Origin of the sequence: Bacillus sp. S4 (genome assembly GCF_040838205.1) — a bacterium.
GTDB classification, from domain to species: domain Bacteria; phylum Bacillota; class Bacilli; order Bacillales; family Bacillaceae_G; genus Bacillus_A; species Bacillus_A cereus_U.
Window position 1 is genome coordinate 14327 of sequence record NZ_JBFPJI010000014.1, and the last position, 23741, is coordinate 38067.

The window sequence follows — 23741 nt, forward strand, 5'->3', positions numbered from 1 at the left end:
ATTTTAATTCAGAATGATTCCGATTTATCTCTATTTGAATTATAGTACAGCTTATTATAGTTGTAAACCAATCTGCCTAAAATATATTCTTTATTTCAAGAAACCTTATTATTATAACAAAAAGCAGAGAAGAATTCTCTGCTTTCAAAAGATATTACAATTAACTTTTTAGTGAATTGCTGATTTAAACTTACCACCATTTGTCTCTTGTGTATTCATAATCGTAACAAATGCGTTTTCATCAATTTCATGCACAATTGATTTTAACTTCGTCACTTCCAAACGTGTTACAACTGCATAAATAACTTCTTTTTCTTTATCTGTATAGCCACCTTTAGCAACAAGTTTTGTTGTTCCACGACCAAGGCGGTGTAAAATTGCATTTGATACTTCCTCATATTGATCCGATACGATTAAAACTGCTTTCGTTTCGTCTAATCCTTGAATTACCGTATCAATTGTTTTGAATGCGATATAGTACGTCATAACAGAATACATCGCTTGTTCAACACCAAAAACAAATGCTGCCCATGCAAAAATGAATAAGTTCACAAACATTACGAATTCACCAACAGAAAACGGTAATTTCTTCGTTAATAGAATTCCCATAATCTCCGTTCCGTCTAACGATCCACCATGACGAATAACAAGTCCTACACCAATCCCTAAAATAAGACCGCCGAAAACTGTTGCTAAAATCGGCTCTGTTGTAAATGGCGGTATAGCATGCAACGTTGATTCAATAAATGCTAAAGCTACAATTCCAAATGCTGAAGATAACATGAATGTTTTTCCAATTTGCTTATACCCGGAGTACATAAAAGGAATGTTGAGGATAACAACTAAAGTAGAAAAACTTAACCACCAAATATTAGGAGTAAGATAATCTAATATAAGAGAAATACCAATAATTCCACCATCAATAATTTTATTTGGCATTAAAAACAGTTCAATCGCTACCGCCGCACACGCTGCCCCAAAGACAATCATAACTAAACGATATACAAGATGAATAACACTTTCTTTTCGATGTTGCTTTTTCTCCATAAGTCCTCCTTATACTCTTTATCTATAGTTTCGTTCTTATATTATAACATAAGCTTCTTTTCCCCATTGAAAAAATGCACCTTGATACGAATATGTACAAGCTATGCTTACATATATTTCGATAGAAGAACGTGTGAAGGAGGACAACACGATGAACCTCATTAAACAAATTGTGAACAAAAAATTAAATCATATTTCTACAAAAGAGTTATTGAAATATAGTAAAGAATATGAAGTTTCAATTACGACTGCGCAAGCTGATCAAATTGTTTTACTTATGAAGGGAAAAAATATTAACATTTACGACAATAACGAACGACTAGAGCTCTTAAAACAAATAGCAAAAGTAACCTCCCCCGCTACTGCCCAACAAGTAAATACTTTATTTCAACAACTACTAAAATAAGGAGGGGAAAATCCCCTCCTTATTGCGCTTTAATTTTTTCAAGAATTCCTTCATCAAAAGTACCATTTTTCAGCATTTCAATTTCTAATTTATATGGTGGCTTCTTATCTTTTTTATCTTCACCTACATACGGCGTTTCAAGAATTTTTGGTACGTGCGTAAGTTGTGGGTGATGCACAATGTGATGCAACGCCTTATAGCCAATATGACCAAAACCAATATTCTCATGACGGTCTTTTCCAGCTCCGCGTACATTTTTGCTATCGTTAATATGAAGTACTTGTAAACGATTTATCCCAACAATTTTATCAAATTCGTTTAACACACCGTCAAAATCATTTACAAGGTCATAACCTGCATCATGCGTATGACACGTATCAAAACATACAGATAGTTTTTCATTATATTTCACACCATCAATAATTTTCGCAATTTCTTCAAAGCTACGACCGCATTCTGTTCCCTTTCCTGCCATCGTTTCTAGCGCAATATTAACCGTCTGTTCTGGCGTTATTACTTCATTAAGCCCTTTAATAATTTGTTGAATACCAGCATCTGCTCCTGCACCAACGTGAGCTCCTGGGTGAAGAACAATTTGTGTTGCTACCCCTAACGCTGCCGTTCTTTCAATTTCCATACGCAGAAAATCAACACCTAATTGGAACGTCTCAGGTTTCGTCGTATTCCCAACATTAATAATATACGGAGCATGGACGATAATTTCCTCAATACCGTTTAGTTCCATATGTTTTCTTCCTGCTTCTATATTCAATTCTTCAATTGGTTTTCTTCGTGTATTTTGTGGCGCACCTGTATAAATCATGAACGTTGTTGCACCGTATGAAACAGCCTCTTCACTTGCTGCTAATAACATCTTCTTACCACTCATTGAAACATGAGATCCTATCTTTAACATACAATCACCTCTTCAATATACAATAGATATAATGATAGCATAATTTGTAGAAATATGTAGCGAATTGTTTGTTCACACAAAAGGCACTACATAGATTAAACTGACTATTTAAACACTCTGCACTCTATACTTAAATTAACCCAATAAAGTGAAACTTTAGTCAACGTTTTTTCTACCCCTCACTAATTATTAGTCTGCATTAATCGATTTTCTCTCAAGTAGTGAGATAAAAAAAAATAAGGGAAATCCCTTATCTTTTTTTATTGCTATATTTTTTCTTCACTTTGTCACGTTCTGTTGCAAGTTTTCGTTTATAGTTTGGTTTTACTTTTTTCGGCTTTTTAACAACTTTTGTTGCCATAACATCTAGTCCATCATTTGGTTTTTTACGGCTCTTACGACGACGACGGTCACCTAAATCCGCCCATTCATCTCCGCGTAAATCTACATGCTTAAACTCGATATGACGTTGTTTTTCCAAACTATCTAACGCTTCTTCATTTGCTGGATCATAAATCGTTACCGCAATACCTGAATGACCCGCACGTGCAGTTCTTCCAACGCGGTGAACGAAGAAGTCTAAATCTGATGGAAGTTCATAGTTAATAACATGGCTAATTCCTTCAATATCAATACCGCGTGCCGCCAAATCTGTTGCGACAATGTATTGGAACTCTAAATCACGAACTTGTTTCATCATTTTTCTACGATCACGTGGTGATAAATCACCGTGTATACGTCCTACTTTTAACCCACGTTCTGCTAATCCATCGGCTACTTCGTCAGCCTTCTTCTTTGTGTTTGTAAAGACAATTGCTAAATATGGTTTAAATTGAAGTAGCATATTTTTCACTAATTCAGTTTTATTACGGTGTCTTGAAGGCACAAGGTAATGATCAATATTTCCTGCTGCAACTTGCTTCGGATTAATATGAATATGTTCTGGATTCTCCATATATTTCTTCAAAAATGGTTTTAATTTTTGAGGAATTGTTGCAGAGAAAACTAACATTTGCAGATTTTTAGGCATACGTGCCGCAATTTTATCTACATCTTGAATGAATCCCATATCAAGCATTAAGTCCGCTTCATCGACAATAATAGTATCCGCTTTATAAACAAATAGCGCCTTTTCTTCTACTAAGTCTTTAATACGTCCTGGCGTTCCAACTACAATATGAGGTTGTTTTTTCAACTTTTCAATTGATCGTTGTTTATCAGTTCCGCCAATTAAACAGCGTGCTGTAATCATTTGATCTTCTGCACAGAACTTTGTTAGTTTCACAATTTCTTCGTAAATTTGTTGTGCTAACTCACGAGTAGGCGCTGTAATAACAAGTTGTACTTCTTCACGACTTGCATCAATTCTGTTTAATGTAGGAAGTAAGTATGCATGTGTTTTCCCAGAACCAGTTTGGGATTGTCCAATTATACTCACACCTTTTTTCACAACCGGGAAAATTTTCTTTTGAATTCCTGTTGGCTCTGTAAAGCGTAGTTCACGAACTGCATCTATTAAAAATGGTTTAAAATCATACTGTGTAAAAGTTTGTAGTGTCATAAGTTACACCTTCTTTCTAAAATTTCTACTGCGCACAAATCAGTCAAGTCTACATTATATCGAAATCTACAAGTAAAATCCATCTTTAGTTTAGGTTTTTATCTCAAAAACTAACCTTCTTTCCTTCCATTGCATATTGTATGTGTATATACCTAACTGAAGAAAGGAGGATTTCTCATATGTATCCGAAATCCCCAATAGGACAAATGTATCCTAATCAAGGACATCATTCTTATACACCATACCCAATTCCACAACTACCACCGATGGCACAAAAAAAGAAAAGTTTTCTTTCTAAACTCTTTAAAAAACACGATCCTACGGAGCCTTTCATGCAAATGGTCCCTCCCTATCGGCAAACAGATGGGCCACCGATGATGTACCAGCAACAGCAATACCAACAGCAATACTCACAGCAATATCAACCGTATATGCAGCAACATCCCCAACAAATGATACCACCTCAAATGTATGAATCCAATGACACGCGCGGCGTCGCAACAACTGCCGCTGCGGCGACATCTAGCAGCGGCATCGGAAGCTTTCTTTCGAATCTAATTTCGAATCCAACTAATATGATAAATAATATCGAAAAAGTATCCCAAGTTGTTCAATCTGTAGGACCTGTCGTCGAGCAATACGGTCCAATTATGCGTAGTCTACCAAATATCGTCAAAATCCTCACCTCTGGAAAAAGCACGGAGGAAAAACAAACTGAAGACCAACCTAGAGAAGTTGAAGTAGCCACTCCAACTCCTCCACCAAAAAAGAGAAAAAGAAAAAAAATTGTGATTGAACCCATAATAGAAAAAGAATTACCAGAAGAGCCTGTTCAACAAATAGCAACAAAACCAAAACTATATGTGTAACAATCCTTTGTTTTCTATCTCCTCCTCCTTTATAATGTAATGGACTATGCACAAAAGTATCCCTTGTTTAGAAGGAGAGGATTACTCACATGAAGATTGTTAAAATTTCCCCTCGTGGTTATTGCTACGGCGTTGTTGACGCGATGGTTATTGCACGTAACGCCGCATTAGATAAATCATTACCGAGACCCATTTATATTTTAGGTATGATTGTTCACAATAAGCATGTAACAGATGCTTTCGAAGAGGATGGCATCATTACATTAGACGGTCCAAGTCGATTAGAAATTTTAGATAAAATCGATTCTGGTACTGTTATTTTCACTGCACACGGTGTTTCTCCAGAAGTTAAACAACGTGCAAAAGCAAAAGGTTTAACGACAATTGATGCAACTTGCCCAGATGTTACAAAAACACATGACCTTATTGAAGCAAAGAAAGCTGAAGGATACCATGTCATTTATATCGGCAAAAAAAATCATCCAGAACCAGAAGGCGCAGTTGGTATTGCACCTGATATCGTTCATCTTATCGAAAGAGCTGACGATTTAAAAACATTAGAAATCCCAACGGATAAAATTTTAGTTACGAATCAAACGACAATGAGTCAATGGGATGTTCAACATTTAATGGAGGACATTCAGAAAAAATTCCCAACAGCAGAATTCCACAAGGAAATTTGTTTAGCAACTCAAGTTCGCCAAGAAGCTGTCGCTAAACAAGCTGATGTTGCAGATTTAACAATTGTTGTCGGCGATCCGAAAAGTAACAACTCAAACCGTTTAGCACAAGTATCACAAGAAATCGCTGGTACGAAAGCATACCGCGTTGCAGACGTAAGTGAAATCCAATTAGAGTGGCTACAAGGTATCGAAAACGTTGCAGTTACAGCGGGTGCTTCTACTCCAACGCCAATCACAAAAGAAGTTATTGCTTTCTTAGACCAATATGACCCGATGAATCCAGCTACATGGGATAGAACTCGAAATGTACCACTTCAAAAGATATTGCCACGTGTAAAAGTAAAAAAACAACAATAACAAAAAACCGTTGCCTACATGAGCAACGGTTTTTATTTTTCTTATACAAACGTGAATGGATCTGTATGTAACTGCGAAGCATGAATTTGTACATTGAATTTCTTTGCATCTACTTTTTCTTGCAATTGTTTTTGTACACCTTGCTTCATTACTTTTTCAACGTTATGCCCTGGATCGACTATATTTAAACCAAGCATCATCGCATCATGAGCAACATGATAATACATATCACCTGTTACATATACATCTGCCCCTTTAAATTTCGCTTGGTTTATATATTTATTACCGTCACCACCAAGTACAGCTACTTTACGCACTTTATCATCTAACTTTCCAACAACTCTTGCACCCTTCACATGTAATGATTGTTTCACATGCTCAGCAAACTGACCAAGTGTCATTTCTTCTTGTAAATACCCTATTTTACCAAGGCCTAAAGCTTCACCTTTATTATCAAGCGGATATACATCATATGCCACTTCTTCATATGGGTGGGCTGCCAACATCGCTTTAATAACTTTTCTTTGTAATGAAGCTGGAACAATCGTTTCGACACGCACCTCTTCCACACGTTCTAACTGTCCAGTTTCTCCGATATAAGGGTTTGTCCCTTCTCGAGGGATAAACGTACCTACCCCTTCGCTACCGAACGTACAGTGGCTATAATTACCGATATGACCTGCATCCGCATCTCCAAGAGCTTTGCGCACTTCTTCTGCATGGGTTACTGGAACAAATACAACAATTTTTTTCATTTCTTCTGCATATGTAGGAGCTAATACTTCTGTATTTTGTAACCCTAACGCATCAGCAAGTAAATCATTTACCCCGCCCTTAGCAATATCTACATTTGTATGCGCTGCATACACCGCAATATCATTTTTAATACACGTTTCAATAATTCTTCCGTACACCTTATCCGTATGAATCGCTTTTAATGGATTAAAGATTAAAGGGTGGTGCGCTATAATGATATTCGCTCCTAATTGGATCGCCTCGTTCACAACTTCCTCAGTTACATCTAACGCGATTAATACGTGCTGCGCAGGTTTATTAAGCGCTCCAATCTGTAAGCCAACCTTATCCCCTTCCATCGCTAAATGCTTCGGATACATACCTTCAAACAAAGAAATAATTTCATGGCCATTCGGAATTTTACTCATGATAAAACCTCTCCTATCATTTTCATTTTCGCATCTATTTCTGCACGCTTCGCTTTTGTCTCTTCAGACTCTGCTGCACGCTCTAACTGTTTTAAAATATTTTGGAAGTTTTTCAATTCTCCTTCCCACTTTTCAACAAAAGCTTCACTTTTTTCTTTTATTAGAAATGGACCCATAAACAATTCAGCTTGTTTATTTTCAGAGTAAGGTACCGCTGTATCTCCTCGCTCTCCGACTAAAATCTCGTAAATCTTTCCGTCTTCTATTACAATTTTCTCACGGATAAGCTCCCATCCATTTTCAATAAACCATTCACGAATATGGTGTGCTGCAATATTCGGCTGTAAGATTAAACGTGTTACACCTTCTAATTTTTCTTTACCACTTTCTAAAATGTCACGAATTAACGCTCCACCCATACCAGCAATCGTAATAACATCTACTTCTCCTGGTGTAATAACAGCTAATCCATTCCCTTTACGAACGTCTACTTTATCTTGTAAGCCACTTTCAGCTACAGTTGCTTGTGCAGAGCGAAACGGTCCATCTACAACCTCTCCTGCAACTGCTTTTGTAGCAATATTATTTATAATTGTATAACACGGTAAATACGCATGATCCGATCCAATATCAGCTACTGTAGAGCCTACCGGAATCTCCCTCACAACTTCTTCTAATCGTTTCGAAAGCTTTACTTCATTCATGTATTTCCATTACTCCTTCTCTTGTCAGTCTGTCTCCATGATAATGAATTTATAGTAGTTGTTGCAAGCCCATAACAATACTTCAATTCTCTATTACTAATCGTATTTTAGATAGTATAGAAAAACAAGCCTTTTGCAAAAAGCAAGAGGCTTGTTTTTCTATACTTTATCCCGCATTAACGGGCAGTAAGACTCCCACCTCAAAATTCGGCTAGAACAAAGCAGTTAGGTGGGAGACCAACTGCCCGTAAACGCCCGATTGGTGAAGGCTAATAATCAATGGGGATGACCCCCCCACTGATTAAAGTTTCACTTTATTTTTTCTTCGATAACCAATCAGCTACTTTTGCCGCTTGATCAGCTGGAACTATATTTGGCGGCATATTTCCTTTTCCTTTTGAAATAACTTCTTTAATTTCATCTTTCGAAAGTTTCCCACCAATTTTTTGTAAATTAGGTCCTACCGCCCCTTGTAACTGATCACCATGACAGCTCGTACAGCTTTGCTTTACAATATCCTCTGGCTTTGATGCTGTTTGTGCTGGTTTCCCGCCATTTTTTGCATCAGCTAACTCTTTAGATTTATTTAGCCCCTGAAATGAAAATACAAACATAACGATAATACCTAATGCTGCAATAAGAGCGAACGGAATCAACGGATTACGTTTCATATCTCTTCTCCCCCCTCTATACCGCTAAATAGTTAGATGATTCAGTCATTTCAATTGTACTTGAAAACACTCTAGCAGAAAAGAGTAAACTACCATTTATTAAAAATATTCCGTAAATTCATTTTATTGATTTCCACTATTTTATCGCATATTATTTCGATAATTACTAACGTTTCTCATCATATTTTTTACTTTTCTACATATTATTTTGTAAAGAATAAACAAAATTAATCGAAAAATCGAAAAATGAGCATTTGCAAATCAAAAGACAATTCTGTAAAATAAATTACAAGAAATTGTAATCGTTGCCGATAGATAAAGTTTAACAAAAATTAACAAAAGAAAAAAGTTTACTTCACAATCGTGAAGTAAACTTAAAATAACCTATTCTAAGAAATCCTTAAGACGTTTACTACGGCTCGGATGTCTTAATTTGCGAAGTGCTTTCGCTTCAATTTGACGAATACGTTCTCTCGTTACGCCGAATACTTTCCCAACTTCTTCAAGCGTACGAGTTCGTCCATCATCTAAACCAAAACGAAGACGTAGAACATTTTCTTCACGATCTGTTAGTGTATCTAACACATCTTCTAATTGTTCTTTTAGCAATTCATACGCTGCATGGTCCGCAGGCGATGTTGCTTCTTGGTCTTCAATAAAGTCACCTAAATGGGAGTCGTCTTCTTCACCAATTGGTGTTTCAAGAGAAACTGGCTCCTGTGCAATCTTTAAGATTTCGCGTACTTTTTCTGGAGCAAGATCCATTTCTTCACCAATCTCTTCAGGAGATGGTTCGCGTCCTAAATCTTGTAATAATTGACGTTGTACACGAATTAACTTATTAATGGTTTCAACCATATGAACTGGAATACGAATTGTTCGCGCTTGGTCTGCAATCGCACGTGTAATAGCTTGGCGAATCCACCAAGTTGCATACGTACTAAATTTAAAACCTTTACGATAGTCGAACTTTTCAACCGCTTTAATTAGACCCATATTTCCTTCTTGGATTAAGTCTAAGAAAAGCATACCGCGGCCCACGTAGCGCTTTGCAATACTTACTACAAGACGTAAGTTTGCTTCTGCAAGACGGCGTTTCGCTTCTTCATCGCCTTCTTCAATACGCGTTGCAAGTCGAATTTCTTCTTCAGCGGATAGTAAGTCAACTCGACCAATTTCTTTTAAGTACATACGAACAGGGTCATTGATTTTCACACCTGGTGGCACACTTAAATCATTAAGGTCAAACTCTTCTTCCGTTTTTGTAATTTGGCGATTATTAGGACCTTCGTCGTTGTCATTGTCACCAACTAAGTCAATCCCTTGTTCACCTAAATATTCATAGTATTCATCCATTTGATCGGATTCAATTTCAAATCCATTCATGCGTTCTGCAATCTCTTCATATGTAAGAACGCCACGTTTTTTTCCAAGCTCAGTGAGTTGTTCTTTCACTTGCTCAAGGGTCATTTCAGTTTCAATTTGTTTAGAACGAGCTGGTTTATCAGCCATCTGTTCCCCTCCTTACGCGAGATACAAACATTCATTATACTAAAATTTTATCGAAAAAGCTATTTTCTTGCTTTTTGACTTTGTAAATATGCCACATAATATTTAGCAGCCTCTACAGGATCTGTTTTTTCCATTTGTTTTACTTTAAAGATAATTTCCATCTTTTCAAGTTTCTCTTTATGGCGTCTTAACGCCTCCAAATGACCTTGTAACGCTTCTTCTGTGTACTCTGGATTAATAAATTCATCCGTCGAAATATCAGTGATAATATTTTTCAACTTTTCATCAGAGAGCCAACTTAAAAATGTTCCGACTGAAGGTTCATTTCCCTTTTCATAATATGCGTATAGTTCATATAAAATCCCTTTATGTTCTTCTGTATAAAAATCTTCTATATGAGGTTCCATACGTACTGTCACTTCTGCACTTTGCAACATATGGTAGATAATTTCTCTTTCTGCCCTTTCAAAACCTGTTAACTTCGGCTTCGTTTGAACAATTTGAGATGGCTTAGAAACCTGCTTTATTTGTTTTTGCTGTACCTTTTGTTCTTTGCGATATTGGTGCAATTGATTCAAAAGTGTTTCCATTGAATACGAAAATTCTTGCGATAATGATTTTAAATATGATTCCGCCTGCATCGCATCCTGTAGCAATGATAACTCTTTTAAAACACTTTTTACATATTCTTCTTTGCCAGACTCATCTTGCAAATTTTTCCCTAAACGCAAATGATTTATTTTGAAACCAACAAAACTTATACTTGATTTCACAAGATTTTCAAAAGCGGTTGTCCCATATTGTTGCACATATTCATCAGGGTCAAGCTTATCTGGCAAGGATGTAACTTTCACTTGGCAACCAACTTGCAATAGTAATTGCCCTGCTTTCATCGTCGCTTCTCGCCCTGCTTTATCACCATCATAGCAAAGAACAACAGTTTCAACGTTACGTCGCAGAAGTTTCGCTTGTTCTTCAGTTAAGGCTGTTCCCATTGTCGCAACAGCTTCTTCCACACCACTTTTCACCGCAGCTAGTACATCGGCATAGCCTTCAAAAAGGACAACCTGCCCACGTTTTCTAATAAACGGCCTTGCTTGGTGGAAATTATACAACAGCTTACTTTTGTAAAAAATCGGTGTTTCAGGACTATTTAAATATTTCGGAGTGTCATCTCCTAACGCCCTTCCACTAAACGCTATCACCTTACCTTGTAAAGTATAAATCGGAAACATAACTCTTCCGCGGAAGCGGTCATAATGACTGCCATCCTTCTCACTTCTTACAAGAAGGCCAGCTTGTTCCATACTAGATAGCGACAAACCTCTTTTTTGTAAAATTTTCGTTGCTGCATCCCAAGCTTGTGATGCATAACCAATTTCAAATTTCTCAATCATCTCTTTTGTAATACCACGTTTTAATAAATATGAAAGTGCTTCATTTCCTTCTTCTGTATTTACTAATAAATGATGATAATACTTTTTCAAAAGTTCATGAGCCTGTTGCATGATGACAGTGTCATCAGATATGTCTTCTTGTTGTTGTTGTCCTTGCCCTGATGTATATTCTGCAACTGCAATTCCATTTCTTTCGCCAAGCTTTTGAACAGCCTCGGTGAAAGCAAGTCCTTCCATTTTCATAAGAAAAGAAAATACATTTCCACCTTCTCCACATCCGAAGCAATGAAAAATTTGCTTATCAGATGAAACAGAGAACGAAGGAGAATTCTCACCATGAAATGGACAAAGACCGAAATAGTTACGTCCCTGCTTTCTAAGTTGAACATACTCACCAATCACTTCTACAATATCAGATGATGTCCGAATCTGTTCAACAACTTCTTCGGGAATTCTGTTCCCCATAAATCCATCTCCGTGTCGTATTTTGTATTCGATATAAATTAAAAGATTCCTTTATAATTCGACAATATTTTTCTGAATTTGTTAGAAAGTACTGTCGATCACATTGTGTAAACGATTTTGGACCTTTCGTATAAGTCCCCAGTCTGCGTAAATTCGCAGATACATACTACTATATAAAATTGTATCCATTTGCTCATCTGTTACAAATGTATCTCTTGGAGACAATACATATACTCCTTTTTCACAAGAAGACTAGCAAGCACTATAACCTGTATGATCATGAGATCTGTAGCTTTTGCATGTTGATAAATATAACAATCCACTTCATCTTGCTCAGAATCTACATAGACCCAATTGCCTTGCTGTTTTCTTGAACGATGAGCATAGGATGCGACAAACAAAATTTCGACATAAAATTTTGTTCCAACTTGCACAATTACATTCTTCACGGGATACGCATCTGCATCAAATAATATCTTACTGATGTTTTGCATATTTCTGTATTCTACATCCCTTCTGTGAATCCTTCCATAATGTGCGTTTTCTTGTCTAGATTTTGTCGATTTAACGTAAATACATGTCTTTTTCGAAAATCCTATCCCTAGTTTATTCTGAAAAATTAAAGTCTAAACGTAAAATATAGGTTTTTATCACAATTTTTTATTATAATATATTTTCTTCAACTACGCTACATATCCCTTTAATTTTCATCTTACATTTAAAGATAACGAAATCGTTCCTTTAGCATAATAAAAAAAAACAGAAGAATATAAGTATAACCATTCCGCTATATTCTATTACTAAGCCGAAAGTTCATGCTCTACTTCGCATCTTCCTCTACCGCCTTCTCACGAGCGAAAAAAGCACATTCACCTTTGGTAAATGTGCTAAAACATTTTTTGGTTTTGCACTGCATTCACAATAATATTTGCTGTTTCTTCAATCGCCTTATTTGATACATCAATCACTTGACAATTTATTTTATTAATTACTTCCTCAAAATGACCAAGTTCTTCTTGAATACGATTAATATTTGCATATGTTGCTCCATCACTTAATCCAAGTGATTTCAATCGTTCTTTTCGAATATGATTTAACTTATCCGGTATGATTTTCAAACCGAAACATTTCTCTTTTGCCACTTGATATAATTCCTCAGGTGGATCCACTTCCGGTACAAGTGGTACATTGGCAACTTTCAAACGTTTGTTATGCGCTAAATATTGTGAAAGTGGTGTTTTTGATGTACGTGAAATTCCAATCAACACGATATCAGCTTTTAAAATACCACGTGCATCTCTACCATCATCATACTTAACTGCAAATTCAATCGCTTCAATTTTTTTAAAGTACTCTTCATCTAATCTTCGAACGACACCTGGCTCATACCTTGGTACTTGCCCTGTAATTCCTTCAATTTGATCGATAAGAGGTCCGATAATATCGTATGCCTCTACTCCTTCTTTTGCCGCTTCTGTCAATAAATATTGACGCATATCAGGCTTTACTAACGTAAAACAAATAAGCGCTTGATTGCTCTTGGCAATCGAGATTACTTCTTTTAATGTCCCTGTATCTTCTACATACGGTACACGTCTAATATCAGGAGCGAATGGGAACTGTCCCATTGCCGCTCTAACAACCAAATCAGCCGTTTCTCCTACAGAGTCAGATACGACATATACGATTTTATTATCCATTACATTACCTCACTTTAAACAAATTACACTTATTCGTTATTTACTAAATTTACAAACGCACGTGTAATATTTGTTTTTGTAATTCGCCCAATCACTTCTAAACCTTGTTTCGTATCCTTCACAACCGGCATCGCATCAATCTGTCTTTCTATTAATTCCATCGCAATATCATATAAAGAATCCTCCCTGCGACACATCGCAATGTTTGGCATCCTTGTCATGATAATATTAACCGGAAGAGAGGTTAAATCCTGCTTTCCTAAGCTAGCTCGTAATAAATCTTTACGAGATACAACGCCAACTAATAAAGTAGATTGATCTACAACAAATAATGTACCAACGTCCTCTAGAAACATAGTACAGATTGCATCGTATACTGATACATTTTTATCAATTACAGCCGGTCTAGATTGATAATCTTGCACTTTAATTTTCTTAACAGCTTCAGATAATAGCTGTCCCCCGGTTTTACCCGTATAAAAATAACCTACACGTGGACGCGCTTCTAAATAACCAGCCATCGTTAAAATTGCTAAGTCTGGTCTTAGCGTTGCACGTGTTAAACCCAATTGCCCAGCAATTGACTCCCCTGTAATAGGACCGTGATCTTTTACAATCTGAATGATATGCTCTTGCCGTTTATTCAGCTCTATGATAATCACCACCTTTAATGCACAACGAAAAAAGTTATACTATCTCTTAAATATTATATACTAAATATGCTATTCGAAAAAGAAAGTATGTAAAAAGGACCGTATACGGCCCTTTTTATATTTGAAACTTATCAAGTTGTTCCAAGAAACGCCTTGTTTTCAAATAAATCCCACAATATTCATCATAATATGTATTCAATACTGTGCGCATTTGTTTTTTTGTACTATCCTTCACCGATACATTACCGAGCCGGTGTAGATCGAAGTGAAGAAAGAGACGTAATAATTTATGAACAGCCTCTCCCACCGGAATACGATACGGATCTTGTTCCGCATGACGCGAGCACAGAAAACCGCCTTCCCTGACAGAGAAGGCGACAAAATCTGTTTCTTGATGACAAATAGCACATGTATCAAAGTACGGGTGCATCCCTAATACCGGAAGCATTTTCGTTTGATAAATTAATGATAATGCTTCTGGGTCAACACCCTCACACATATAATGCAACGTTTGATATAACATTTCAAATAAATACGGATTATGCTTCTTATCTTCTGTTGCTTTATCAGTTAATTCGATAATAAATGATGCATAAGCAGTTAAAAATATATCCTCGCGAATTTCTTTCATAGATGAAATAATCTCGCCTTGTTGCAAAGTTCCAAGTCCAGATCCAATTTGAATAAGAAAATGACCATGTGTCATAAGTTGCGAAATAGCCGCTAACCGACTCTTCGGTTTTTTCGCCCCTCTTGCCATTGCACTTATCTTACCAAATTCCCGTGAGTATATTGTAACAATCTTATTTGTTTCTCCGTAATCTGTTGTACGGATGACAATGCCCTCAACTTTTTGAAACATGTTCGTCACCATCCAAGGTTTGAACAAAACGGGTCAAGAAATTGGAGAGTCTAGATGCGCTAACTCCTCTTCATGTTGATCCATCTCATCGTTTACGTCTTTTTCCATTTCTTTCAAAAGCAAATACGTTTCAATGCTTCCTGTTTTGGAGAAAAACTTCCAGGTAAAATCTAGCATAAGAATCCACCTTTCTCAATAAGCGTAGCCTATAAAGCAATTTCTTTTGTTGTTATTAAATTGACCCATTTTGTTCATTTTCATGTGAGAAAAATTTTTCCTAATTTATCAAGGTTCATAAAAACCAATAATCAGTGGATGAACAAAACACCCACTGATCACAACTTTACTTCATATTAATACTCGTCTTCACGGAAACCAAGGTCACGAAGCTGTGACATCTTATTACGCCAATCTTTTTGCACTTTCACCCATACTTCTAAAAATACTTTAGAACCAAGAAGTGCTTCAATGTCAAAGCGAGCTCGCTTACCGACTTCTTTTAACATCTTCCCTTGCTTACCTATAATAATTCCTTTTTGTGATGCACGTTCAACAACAATCGTTGCGTTTATATAAACCGCTCCGCCCTCACGCTTTTGAATTGCATCAATAACAACCGCTACAGAATGCGGTACTTCTTCACGTGTTAAATGTAATACTTTTTCACGAATAAGCTCTGAAATAATAAATCGCTCTGGATGATCCGTTACTTGATTATCCGGGTAATATTGCGGTCCTTCTGGTAAATACTTTTTAATTGCTCCGATTAACGCTTCAACGTTATTACCGTCCAATGCAGAAATTGGCACAATCTCCGCGAACTCATATAGTTTACGGTATTGATCAATTAACGCTAATAATTGCTCAGGATGAACTTGGTCAATTTTATTAATTACTAAAAATACCGGTTGTTTCGTTTCTTGTAATTTCTCAATAATAAATTCCTCACCACGACCATATCCTTCAGTTGCATTGACCATAAACAGAACAATATCAACTTCTTTTAATGTCGTTTGAGCCATCTTCACCATGAAATCGCCTAGTTTATGTTTAGGTTTATGTATTCCTGGTGTATCAATGAAAACTACTTGTGAATCATTTTCTGTATATACACCTTGAATTTTATTACGAGTTGTTTGTGGCTTATCGCTCATAATAGCAATTTTTTGGCCAATAATACGATTTAAAAATGTAGATTTCCCAACATTCGGTCTGCCAATAATAGAGACAAAACCTGATTTATAACCTTTTCTATTCATGTAAATCCTCCGCTAAAAATGCTCCTGGTAACAATTCTCCGACTGTTGTCTCTTGAACATCACCATGTAAGTTTGATAGGTATACTTTCGTATCCTGTTTACATAATTCTACCATAACTTGTCGACATGCTCCACAAGGAGGTACTGGACGCTTTGTATCTGCTACGACTGCAATAGCTACAAACTCGTTATCTCCTTCAGAAATCGCCTTAAATAACGCTGTTCTTTCTGCACAGTTACATAAACCATATGATGCATTTTCAACATTACATCCACGATATATTTTTCCATCCTGAGTTAGTAAAGCTGCACCTACTTGAAATTTAGAATATGGTACGTACGCTCGTTTACGCGCTTCGGTTGCTTCTTGAATTAATTGTTTGCTATTCATATTCCCGCATCCTTTCCGTTCACAGATGTGAATAGATACACTCTTTCATTAAAGGCCTTCACGGCGCTCCCAAAGCTTAATAAAAGCTTCGGAATGCAACTATACCATATACGGTAAAAAGATAATAGCACCAATTACAGCAGCTATAATTGCAAACAATAAAACTGCCCCCGCCGCAACATCCTTTGCAATTTTCGCAAACGGATGAATATCCGCGGTTGCTAAGTCTACTGTTTTTTCAATAGCCGTATTCACCATCTCTAAACCCATTACAATCCCTATCACAATAAGTAATACAATCCATTCCGTTGTTGTAATATGGAAATAAAAGCCGCAGCACATAACAATGACTGCGGCTAAAGAATGAATTTTCATATTTCGTTCATGACGAAGACAAAAGTATATACCAGCTATAGCATATCCAAAACTATCTAAAAGTTTTCCTTTTTTCATCGTCCTAATCCAAAGGCCTCTAAAATTTCTTTTTGTCTTCCAAACATTTCTTTTTCATCTTCTTCTGTCATATGATCATAACCAAGCAAATGCAAAAAGCCATGTAGTGCTAAAAACCCAAGTTCTCGATCAAAAGAATGTCCATATTCTTCCGCTTGTTCTTTTGCTCTTGGAATAGAAATAATAAGATCTCCTAACATACGCGGCATTTCCGCACCGACGATTTCCATCTCGCCTTCTCCCATTTCTTCCATTGCGAAAGAAATAACATCCGTAGGTTGATCCTTATCTCGGTAATCACGGTTTATTTCACGAATACGTTCATTATCTACAAACGTAACCGATAATTCTGCCCCTTCTTCTATATTTTCCATTTGGGCTGCTTTCTCTACCAATCCTCGAATCAAACTTATATATTCGTCTTTCACTTCTTCTGTTTCATCAATAAAATCAATTAATAAACTCATTCTTTCTCCTTATCTTCCGGCAGCTCCGGATATGTAATACGAGAATGGAAAATACCATTTAACGTTTCACATAACGTTTTACAAACAATTTGTAATTCTTTAAATGTCAAATCACATTCACTAAATTGCCCATCTTGCAAACGATCTTTAATAATACTTTGCACTAAGTTATTAATTTGATCTGGCGTTGGATGATTCATTGAACGTACCGCCGCTTCTACACTATCAGCAATACCAACAATTGCCGACTCTTTAGATGTTGCTTTTGATCCTGGGTAGCGGAACATCTCTTCCTTATATTTCTCTTTATCTTCCTTAATCGCTTTATAGTAAAAATATTTAAGTAACGTTGTACCGTGATGCTGTCCAGCAATATCAATAATTTCTTGAGGAATATGATATTCCTCTAACATCCTCACCCCATCAGTTACGTGAGCGATTATAATATCTTTACTCGTTACAGGGTCTAATCTATCATGCGGGTTTTCAATCCCCATCTGGTTTTCAATAAAAAACTGTGGTTGTACTGTTTTTCCCACATCATGATAATACGCCCCTACACGAGCCAACACTCCATTTGCTCCAACCGCTTCACAAGCAGCTTCAGAAAGATTCGCTACCATTACACTATGGTGATACGTACCCGGTGCTTCTAATAAGATTTTGCGCAAGAGCGGGTGATTCGGACTTGAAAGTTCCATTAATTTCATACTCGATACAATTCCGAGCCCACTTTCTAAATACGGTAAAATCCCCATAGCTAGAACAGAAGAGATAATCCCCGAAACTGCTGCCATTAATAATTGCGTACCAATTTCAAGAGGTGAAAAGTTCCCATTTCGTAATAGTAGCAATGCCGCCAATACGACTACATTTAATACGGAAACGAGTATACCAGCTTGCAAAATCATCGTACGACGATTTTTTTCTCTCAAGAAGATGCTAACCGATAATGAACTTAACAAAACATAAATCCCTACACTATAATTCAGTGTACTCGTTACACCTTCATTAAACATAATACTTCCGCAAACAGAAAAAATCATACTTGTTAAAAATACAAATCGGTCACCAATCATTAATTTCACAAGTATTGTCCCCATCGCGACCGGAACAACATACGCAATTCCTGCATATTCAAGCTTTTGGAATAAACTAATGATTTTCATTAAAACAATCGTGATAGACAGAATTGTGATGTAGGCTAAAACATACGGCCTATCTTCTCTTTTTCGCTGTAAAAATACTTCAAACTGCTTATGCATAAAGTATAGCAACACACAAATGAGCACCGCCAAACCAACATAAGGTTGGAAGCTATTACCTTTCTCTAGCAACCCAACTAATTTCAACTGATTATACATATCACTTGAAATCGTTTCTCCTTCTCTCACAAGAACTTGCCCTTGAAGGATATAAACAGGCGGCACTAAATCTTCCTCTGCTTTTCTCTTCTCTTTTGTTAAAGTCGGATCATAAAAATAATTTGCTGAAATTGCATATTTCCCTAGTGCCTTAATAGCTTCTTTTAAACCACTATCGACATTAACATTATTCAACTCACTTACATACCGCTCTTTAGCGTCCTTCAATTCGTCCATTTTAATATGCATAGCCATTATACTATTAACGGCTGTGACTGCTGCATCTTTTGCTAATACCAATTGGCTTGAATCCGCGTTAATCAAGTTTAGTAAGTTTGAATCCGATAAATCTTTTGTTAAATCGACAGGTAGTTTCTTTTTCAACTTGTCCACTTTATCAGCATCGGTAATCTTTTTTTGCTCATCTGGTCCAACAGCTTTAATCTCTTGCACCACTTCATCTACCTTAGCAAAAACATCATTAACAATATCCACTTTATTTTGTTTAAGCTCACTTCTATATGTATACTGATCTTCAACTTTGGTAGCGGCTTCTTTTTTCTTTTTTTCCGTTGTAACTTTATCTTCAATTTTAATAGGAGAGTGGATTGTTTTTTTAGCAATAGAGTATATTTCAACATCTAATTGCTCTGGTTTTACATTATTCATAAGTGCAAAAAACAGTACTGCTCCTAATAAAACGTAAGAAATCCAACTTAGTTTTTTCGAATGTTGTAAATTACGAAACCACTTAGAAATTTCTTGAGATCTTGACATGATTTCAATACCTTCTCCTCTCCAGAAATAAAGTGAAACTATTTATAGCTTTCATTTCTTCCAGCCAACGATGCTTTTTAGGACCATATTTTTATAGACCATCACCTATAGTTTATTTCCCTCGTCTTTAATGATAGTAAAAAATATGTCCTTCGCCAACCTTATCATACAAAAAGAAATGATCCTGACAAATAGGATCATTCCATTTTATCATATGCCTCAATAATACGTTGCACTAACTGGTGTCTCACAACGTCCGTTTGTTCCAATGTAATGAACGAAAGACCTGATACACCAGATAAAATATTAGCAGCAATAGAAAGACCTGACTTTACCCCTTTTGGCAAGTCTACCTGTGAGGGATCCCCCGTAATAACCATTTTAGAACTAAAACCTAATCGTGTTAAAAACATTTTTATTTGAACACCAGTTGTATTTTGCGCCTCATCTAATATAACAAATGAATCATCAAGAGTACGCCCTCTCATATAAGCAAGAGGTGCAATTTCAATTACACCACGTTCCATCATACGTTGTGTATATTCTTGTCCAAGAATATCATGTAACGCATCATATAGTGGTCGTAAATACGGATCTACTTTTTCTTTCAAATCACCTGGTAAAAACCCTAAGCTCTCTCCAGCTTCTACAGCAGGTCTTGTTAAAATAATTTTCTTTACATACCCTTGCTTTAAAGCTCTCACAGCCATTACTACGGCTAAGTATGTTTTTCCTGTCCCAGCAGGCCCTATCCCAAATACAATATCATTCTTTTTCATTGCATGAATATATCGTCTTTGCCCCATCGTTTTCACACGAATGGATTTACCTTTTGCCGTTTTAAAAATTTCCTCTTCATATAACTCTTCGAATTGAGCAATTTTCCCTTGTTGCCCAAGCTGAATCGCATACGCAACATCTCTTTCCGAAATTGATACACCTTTACGGATAACAACAAGTAACTGTTGTAAGATTTTTTCTACGAGCACCACAGTTTCATCTGCCCCAGATACACGAACAGATTCTCCTCTAGTCACAATCGATACACTAAGTTCTCGTTCAATTACTTTTAAATGAGCATCATTTACCCCAAAAAGAGCGATTGCTTCGTTAGGGTTTTCCAATTGTTGGTTCATTTCTACTAATTGTTCTGCCATTACTCAGTCTCCTTGAATATCGAATTCAGATATTGGTTGTGGCTCTGCAATATTTTCAATCACTGTATAATGTAATGTGACCTTTAGGTGATCCGCCTCAACCTCTTTACTCAAAATGTTATCACTTACAATCATAGCATGTTCATCCAATTTTTTCTTCAGTTCTTTTTCTGCCATCTCTTTCGCTACTTTCATTGCTTGTTTTTCGGTATATTCTCGGTTCGCTTCTTCCTCTTCTCGTACAATATCTTTCTCGTATGCAACTGGTAATGTGAATCCAAATAATTTCACATCATGTTTTACACTTTCAGTACGAGAGCGTTTATACTTATCCTGCTGAAATCCCCATATTTTTATTTTAGCACTCCCAAATTTAAGAAAATATTCATTATACGAATTACCAGTATACACTTGAAATTGCGTCTTTAACGGAACATCCACCTCAGATTTATACCACGTTTCTCCATATACAATCCCTTTAGCCGAAACAATTGTCGGATTCTCCTCATTACCATACATCCCCGAGACGAGAAGTTGCCCCTTTTCTACATGGTCATTTTTCATGACAACAGGCTTCCCAACTTCCACAAATGTTTTTGTAATAATCCCTTCTTTTTTTGCTACTAAGTTTTGTGGCTGTTGTTCACTTTCTTTTTTCGGTTCATTTTTTTCAACAATCTTAAAATGATATGTTGTCCCTCTTATTTCTAATCCCGCCCAAGTAATCGCATTAATATTGTCTGTCAAATGACGTTGAACATCTTCTACATTCGGCATTTGGAACTGTAATTTCCCTTTTTTTATACCCATTTTGTCCAATTCTTTCATCAATATATATTCCGTTTCAGGTTTTGCTCCTGTAATTTCAATTTTCCACACCATATTTGACAATGCAATCATCCCGAAAAAAAATATTAAAAACCCAATTAAAAATCCACTATTTTTAATTAAACGCTTATTCCAAAACGGAAAACCGTAACGTCCAATAAAATATAATTTACATTCATTTTTTCTATAAATTGGTTTTATCTTTTTCACATCTCGTAATAACATACAAAAAACTAACGTTTCATCAGCTATCTTCTTTACATCCCAAACGAGTAATTTCCTCCGCACACACTCGTTAACAAAGCGTTCCGCTCCTCTACCTTCAATTCGCACCTTTACATACCCAAGCCATTTTATAAACCATTTATTTTTCATCGACTATCTCCACTACCTTTCTAAAAGTAGATACACTACTTTTCAATTCGATTATCAAACTAGCTCGTACTAAATTAGCAGATTCCTTGATCCTCACTAATTATTAACCTTCACGAGCCAGTTTTTTTACGTGGAACTCAATTCCCACCTATCCTCTTTGTACGAACCGAATATTGAGGCCAGAACGTTATCACCTGTTAATACAAGGTAACGAAGAAAAACTTCACAAACGGAAGTTTCTCCTCACTCCTCTTTCTTTTCATTTTCTAAAAACGTCACTTGTTCAATAATCCCTTCAAGTAACAGTTCTTCTGGAAGGATTGTTTTAATAACAAAGGATTGACCTTTAATTAATAATTGACCATGTTTCAATAGCAATCTTACCTCTTTATCTGAAAATACTAATAATCCTCGATGATTTTCTATATAGATATGTACTTGCCCAACAAGCGTGATCCGAGGTAGATCCATTAACACATCCACTGGCAGGTCTATTTGCTTCGTTAACCAATTCTTCATTTGTTCTAATTTCTTCATCTCAAAAGACCCCCTCTCATCCCATATGTATGAAAAAAGAGCTTGTAATATCACGTCCAAACTGAAAAAAGCATAAAAAAACGTCTCATACGAAATGAGACGCTTTTTTATGCTAATAGCTGGATAACCAGCTTATTCACAAGTGATCCGTCTGTTTTACCTTTTACTTTCGGCATAACAGCAGTCATCACTTTACCCATATCTGCTTTAGATGTAGCACCAACTTCAGAAATAACTTGCTTAATTATATCCGCTAGTTCTTCTTCTGTTAATTGCTCCGGCAAATATGCGCTTAAAATCTGAATTTCACTTTGCAGTTTATCAACAAGGTCTTCACGACCAGCTTTTTTAAATTCAAGGAGGGAGTCCTTATACTGTTTTACTTCACGAGCTAAAACTGTTAATTCCTCTTCTTCAGTAAGAGTATGTTGCAGTTTAATACCTTCATTTTGTAAAGCAGCCTTAACCATACGAATAACGGTTAATTTTTCTTTTTGTTTATTCTTCATCGCTTGTTTCATATCATCGTTTAAACGACCGAGAAGACTCATAACTTACACCCTCTCTTAGAACTTACGCTTTCTTGCCGCTTCAGACTTCTTCTTACGTTTTACACTTGGCTTTTCATAAAACTCGCGCTTTCTTGCTTCAGCAAGTGTACCAGTTTTAGAAACCGACTTTTTAAAACGGCGAAGTGCATCCTCCAAAGACTCGTTTTTACGAACGACTGTTTTTGACATTCTCTTTCCCTCCCTCCGAAACATCACACTTACATACTAACTTCAGCATGCAAAAAGAAACACTTCTTCAGCATGTCTTTTACGATTATAATACATTTTATCACTTCAGGTCAACTATTTGGCAGAATAAAAGAAGAATTGATGCTCTTCCTTTTTCAAAAACTATGTTGATAGCCTTTATCTCTTCCCCTAAAAATAAATATATTTTTATTACTGGATCTTTTTTATACAAGGATACGCTCAAAAATCACTCATTTAACGAACAACCCACTGCATCTTCTTTCAATACTTAACTTCTCCATGAACGAAAAAAAAGCATTAACGGGCAGTAAAACTCCCATCTCAAAATTCGGCTGAAGCAAAGAAGTTAGGTGGGAGATCAACTGCCCGTAAACGCCCGATTGGTGAGGGCTAATAATCAGTGGGG

26 protein-coding genes are annotated in these 23741 nt (G+C 36.3%); 3 read left to right on the forward strand and 23 right to left on the reverse strand.

Annotated features, from left to right (window positions below):
- Positions 1-168: 168 nt before the first annotated feature.
- Positions 169-1047: a YitT family protein gene (locus AB3X48_RS03760; protein ID WP_002015168.1), complete on the reverse strand. Its 879-nt coding sequence runs from the start codon at positions 1045-1047 to the stop codon at positions 169-171.
- 151 nt (positions 1048-1198) lie between these two features.
- Between AB3X48_RS03760 and AB3X48_RS03765 the strand changes: the two genes are divergently transcribed.
- A complete protein-coding gene (locus AB3X48_RS03765; protein ID WP_001048958.1) occupies positions 1199-1453 on the forward strand; it encodes a DUF2624 domain-containing protein in 255 nt (84 codons plus the stop codon).
- 19 nt (positions 1454-1472) lie between these two features.
- Here the strand turns inward: AB3X48_RS03765 and AB3X48_RS03770 are convergent, their stop codons facing one another.
- Both AB3X48_RS03770 and AB3X48_RS03775 read right to left on the reverse strand, forming a co-directional pair.
- Positions 1473-2369: a deoxyribonuclease IV gene (locus tag AB3X48_RS03770; protein ID WP_002138366.1), complete on the reverse strand. Its 897-nt coding sequence runs from the start codon at positions 2367-2369 to the stop codon at positions 1473-1475.
- A 250-nt stretch (positions 2370-2619) separates the two neighbouring features.
- Positions 2620-3930 (reverse strand): DEAD/DEAH box helicase, encoded by a 1311-nt coding sequence (locus tag AB3X48_RS03775; RefSeq protein WP_002111874.1) that lies wholly within the window; start codon positions 3928-3930, stop codon positions 2620-2622.
- A gap of 179 nt (positions 3931-4109) precedes the next feature.
- Here AB3X48_RS03775 and vrrA point away from each other — a divergent pair, with 179 nt between their 5' ends.
- The gene (gene vrrA / locus AB3X48_RS03780; protein ID WP_367958835.1) at positions 4110-4799 is read left to right on the forward strand and encodes a VrrA/YqfQ family protein; all 690 of its coding nucleotides are present in this window, start codon (positions 4110-4112) and stop codon (positions 4797-4799) included.
- A gap of 89 nt (positions 4800-4888) precedes the next feature.
- Positions 4889-5839: a 4-hydroxy-3-methylbut-2-enyl diphosphate reductase gene (locus AB3X48_RS03785; RefSeq protein WP_002111876.1), complete on the forward strand. Its 951-nt coding sequence runs from the start codon at positions 4889-4891 to the stop codon at positions 5837-5839.
- A 41-nt stretch (positions 5840-5880) separates the two neighbouring features.
- On the opposite strand, the gene AB3X48_RS03790 is transcribed toward AB3X48_RS03785, so the two are convergent.
- From AB3X48_RS03790 to rpsU, 20 genes are all read right to left on the reverse strand, one after another.
- Positions 5881-7002: a Nif3-like dinuclear metal center hexameric protein gene (locus AB3X48_RS03790; protein WP_002160456.1), complete on the reverse strand. Its 1122-nt coding sequence runs from the start codon at positions 7000-7002 to the stop codon at positions 5881-5883.
- Positions 6999-7706: a tRNA (adenine(22)-N(1))-methyltransferase gene (locus tag AB3X48_RS03795; RefSeq protein WP_016106174.1), complete on the reverse strand. Its 708-nt coding sequence runs from the start codon at positions 7704-7706 to the stop codon at positions 6999-7001. Before AB3X48_RS03795 ends, AB3X48_RS03790 begins: the two co-directional genes overlap by 4 nt.
- Before the next feature lie 314 nt (positions 7707-8020).
- The gene (gene cccA / locus AB3X48_RS03800; protein WP_002129130.1) at positions 8021-8377 is read right to left on the reverse strand and encodes a cytochrome c550; all 357 of its coding nucleotides are present in this window, start codon (positions 8375-8377) and stop codon (positions 8021-8023) included.
- A 384-nt stretch (positions 8378-8761) separates the two neighbouring features.
- Positions 8762-9889 carry an RNA polymerase sigma factor RpoD gene (gene rpoD / locus AB3X48_RS03805; protein WP_000764062.1) on the reverse strand — a complete coding sequence of 376 codons (1128 nt, stop codon included), beginning with the start codon at positions 9887-9889 and terminating at the stop codon, positions 8762-8764.
- Positions 9890-9948: 59 nt separating this feature from the next.
- A complete protein-coding gene (dnaG, locus tag AB3X48_RS03810; RefSeq protein ID WP_002067179.1) occupies positions 9949-11751 on the reverse strand; it encodes a DNA primase in 1803 nt (600 codons plus the stop codon).
- 200 nt (positions 11752-11951) lie between these two features.
- The gene (locus AB3X48_RS03815) at positions 11952-12245 is read right to left on the reverse strand and encodes a DUF188 domain-containing protein (protein ID WP_002160453.1); all 294 of its coding nucleotides are present in this window, start codon (positions 12243-12245) and stop codon (positions 11952-11954) included.
- A gap of 393 nt (positions 12246-12638) precedes the next feature.
- Positions 12639-13451, reverse strand: a complete 813-nt coding sequence (locus tag AB3X48_RS03820; protein ID WP_002160452.1) for a pyruvate, water dikinase regulatory protein — start codon at positions 13449-13451, stop codon at positions 12639-12641.
- Between the two features lie 29 nt (positions 13452-13480).
- Positions 13481-14113, reverse strand: a complete 633-nt coding sequence (gene ccpN / locus AB3X48_RS03825; protein WP_087947415.1) for a transcriptional regulator CcpN — start codon at positions 14111-14113, stop codon at positions 13481-13483.
- Between the two features lie 106 nt (positions 14114-14219).
- Positions 14220-14966 carry a DNA repair protein RecO gene (gene recO, locus AB3X48_RS03830; protein WP_016106175.1) on the reverse strand — a complete coding sequence of 249 codons (747 nt, stop codon included), beginning with the start codon at positions 14964-14966 and terminating at the stop codon, positions 14220-14222.
- 33 nt (positions 14967-14999) lie between these two features.
- Entirely contained in the window at positions 15000-15143 is a 144-nt protein-coding gene (locus tag AB3X48_RS03835) for a YqzL family protein (protein WP_000883924.1), read from the reverse strand.
- Positions 15144-15319: 176 nt separating this feature from the next.
- Entirely contained in the window at positions 15320-16225 is a 906-nt protein-coding gene (gene era / locus AB3X48_RS03840; protein WP_002160449.1) for a GTPase Era, read from the reverse strand.
- Positions 16218-16616, reverse strand: a complete 399-nt coding sequence (locus AB3X48_RS03845) for a cytidine deaminase (protein WP_002111886.1) — start codon at positions 16614-16616, stop codon at positions 16218-16220. The genes era and AB3X48_RS03845 overlap by 8 nt, the downstream gene beginning before the upstream one ends.
- A 99-nt stretch (positions 16617-16715) precedes the next feature.
- Positions 16716-17069 (reverse strand): diacylglycerol kinase family protein, encoded by a 354-nt coding sequence (locus AB3X48_RS03850; protein ID WP_016106176.1) that lies wholly within the window; start codon positions 17067-17069, stop codon positions 16716-16718.
- Positions 17066-17536 (reverse strand): rRNA maturation RNase YbeY, encoded by a 471-nt coding sequence (gene ybeY / locus AB3X48_RS03855; protein WP_002088675.1) that lies wholly within the window; start codon positions 17534-17536, stop codon positions 17066-17068. Before ybeY ends, AB3X48_RS03850 begins: the two co-directional genes overlap by 4 nt.
- Entirely contained in the window at positions 17533-19677 is a 2145-nt protein-coding gene (locus AB3X48_RS03860) for an HD family phosphohydrolase (RefSeq protein ID WP_016106177.1), read from the reverse strand. The genes ybeY and AB3X48_RS03860 overlap by 4 nt, the downstream gene beginning before the upstream one ends.
- Positions 19678-19874: 197 nt before the next feature.
- Positions 19875-20834: a PhoH family protein gene (locus AB3X48_RS03865; protein WP_002160446.1), complete on the reverse strand. Its 960-nt coding sequence runs from the start codon at positions 20832-20834 to the stop codon at positions 19875-19877.
- A gap of 3 nt (positions 20835-20837) precedes the next feature.
- The gene (gene yqfD / locus AB3X48_RS03870) at positions 20838-22037 is read right to left on the reverse strand and encodes a sporulation protein YqfD (RefSeq protein ID WP_016106178.1); all 1200 of its coding nucleotides are present in this window, start codon (positions 22035-22037) and stop codon (positions 20838-20840) included.
- A gap of 243 nt (positions 22038-22280) precedes the next feature.
- Complete coding sequence (gene yqfC, locus AB3X48_RS03875; RefSeq protein WP_002088680.1) at positions 22281-22574, reverse strand: sporulation protein YqfC; 294 nt, start codon at positions 22572-22574, stop codon at positions 22281-22283.
- Positions 22575-22681: 107 nt separating this feature from the next.
- On the reverse strand, positions 22682-23125 hold the full coding sequence (locus AB3X48_RS03880) for a GatB/YqeY domain-containing protein (protein WP_000054578.1): 444 nt from the start codon (positions 23123-23125) through the stop codon (positions 22682-22684).
- A gap of 15 nt (positions 23126-23140) precedes the next feature.
- The gene (gene rpsU / locus AB3X48_RS03885) at positions 23141-23314 is read right to left on the reverse strand and encodes a 30S ribosomal protein S21 (RefSeq protein WP_002088683.1); all 174 of its coding nucleotides are present in this window, start codon (positions 23312-23314) and stop codon (positions 23141-23143) included.
- Positions 23315-23741: the final 427 nt, after the last annotated feature.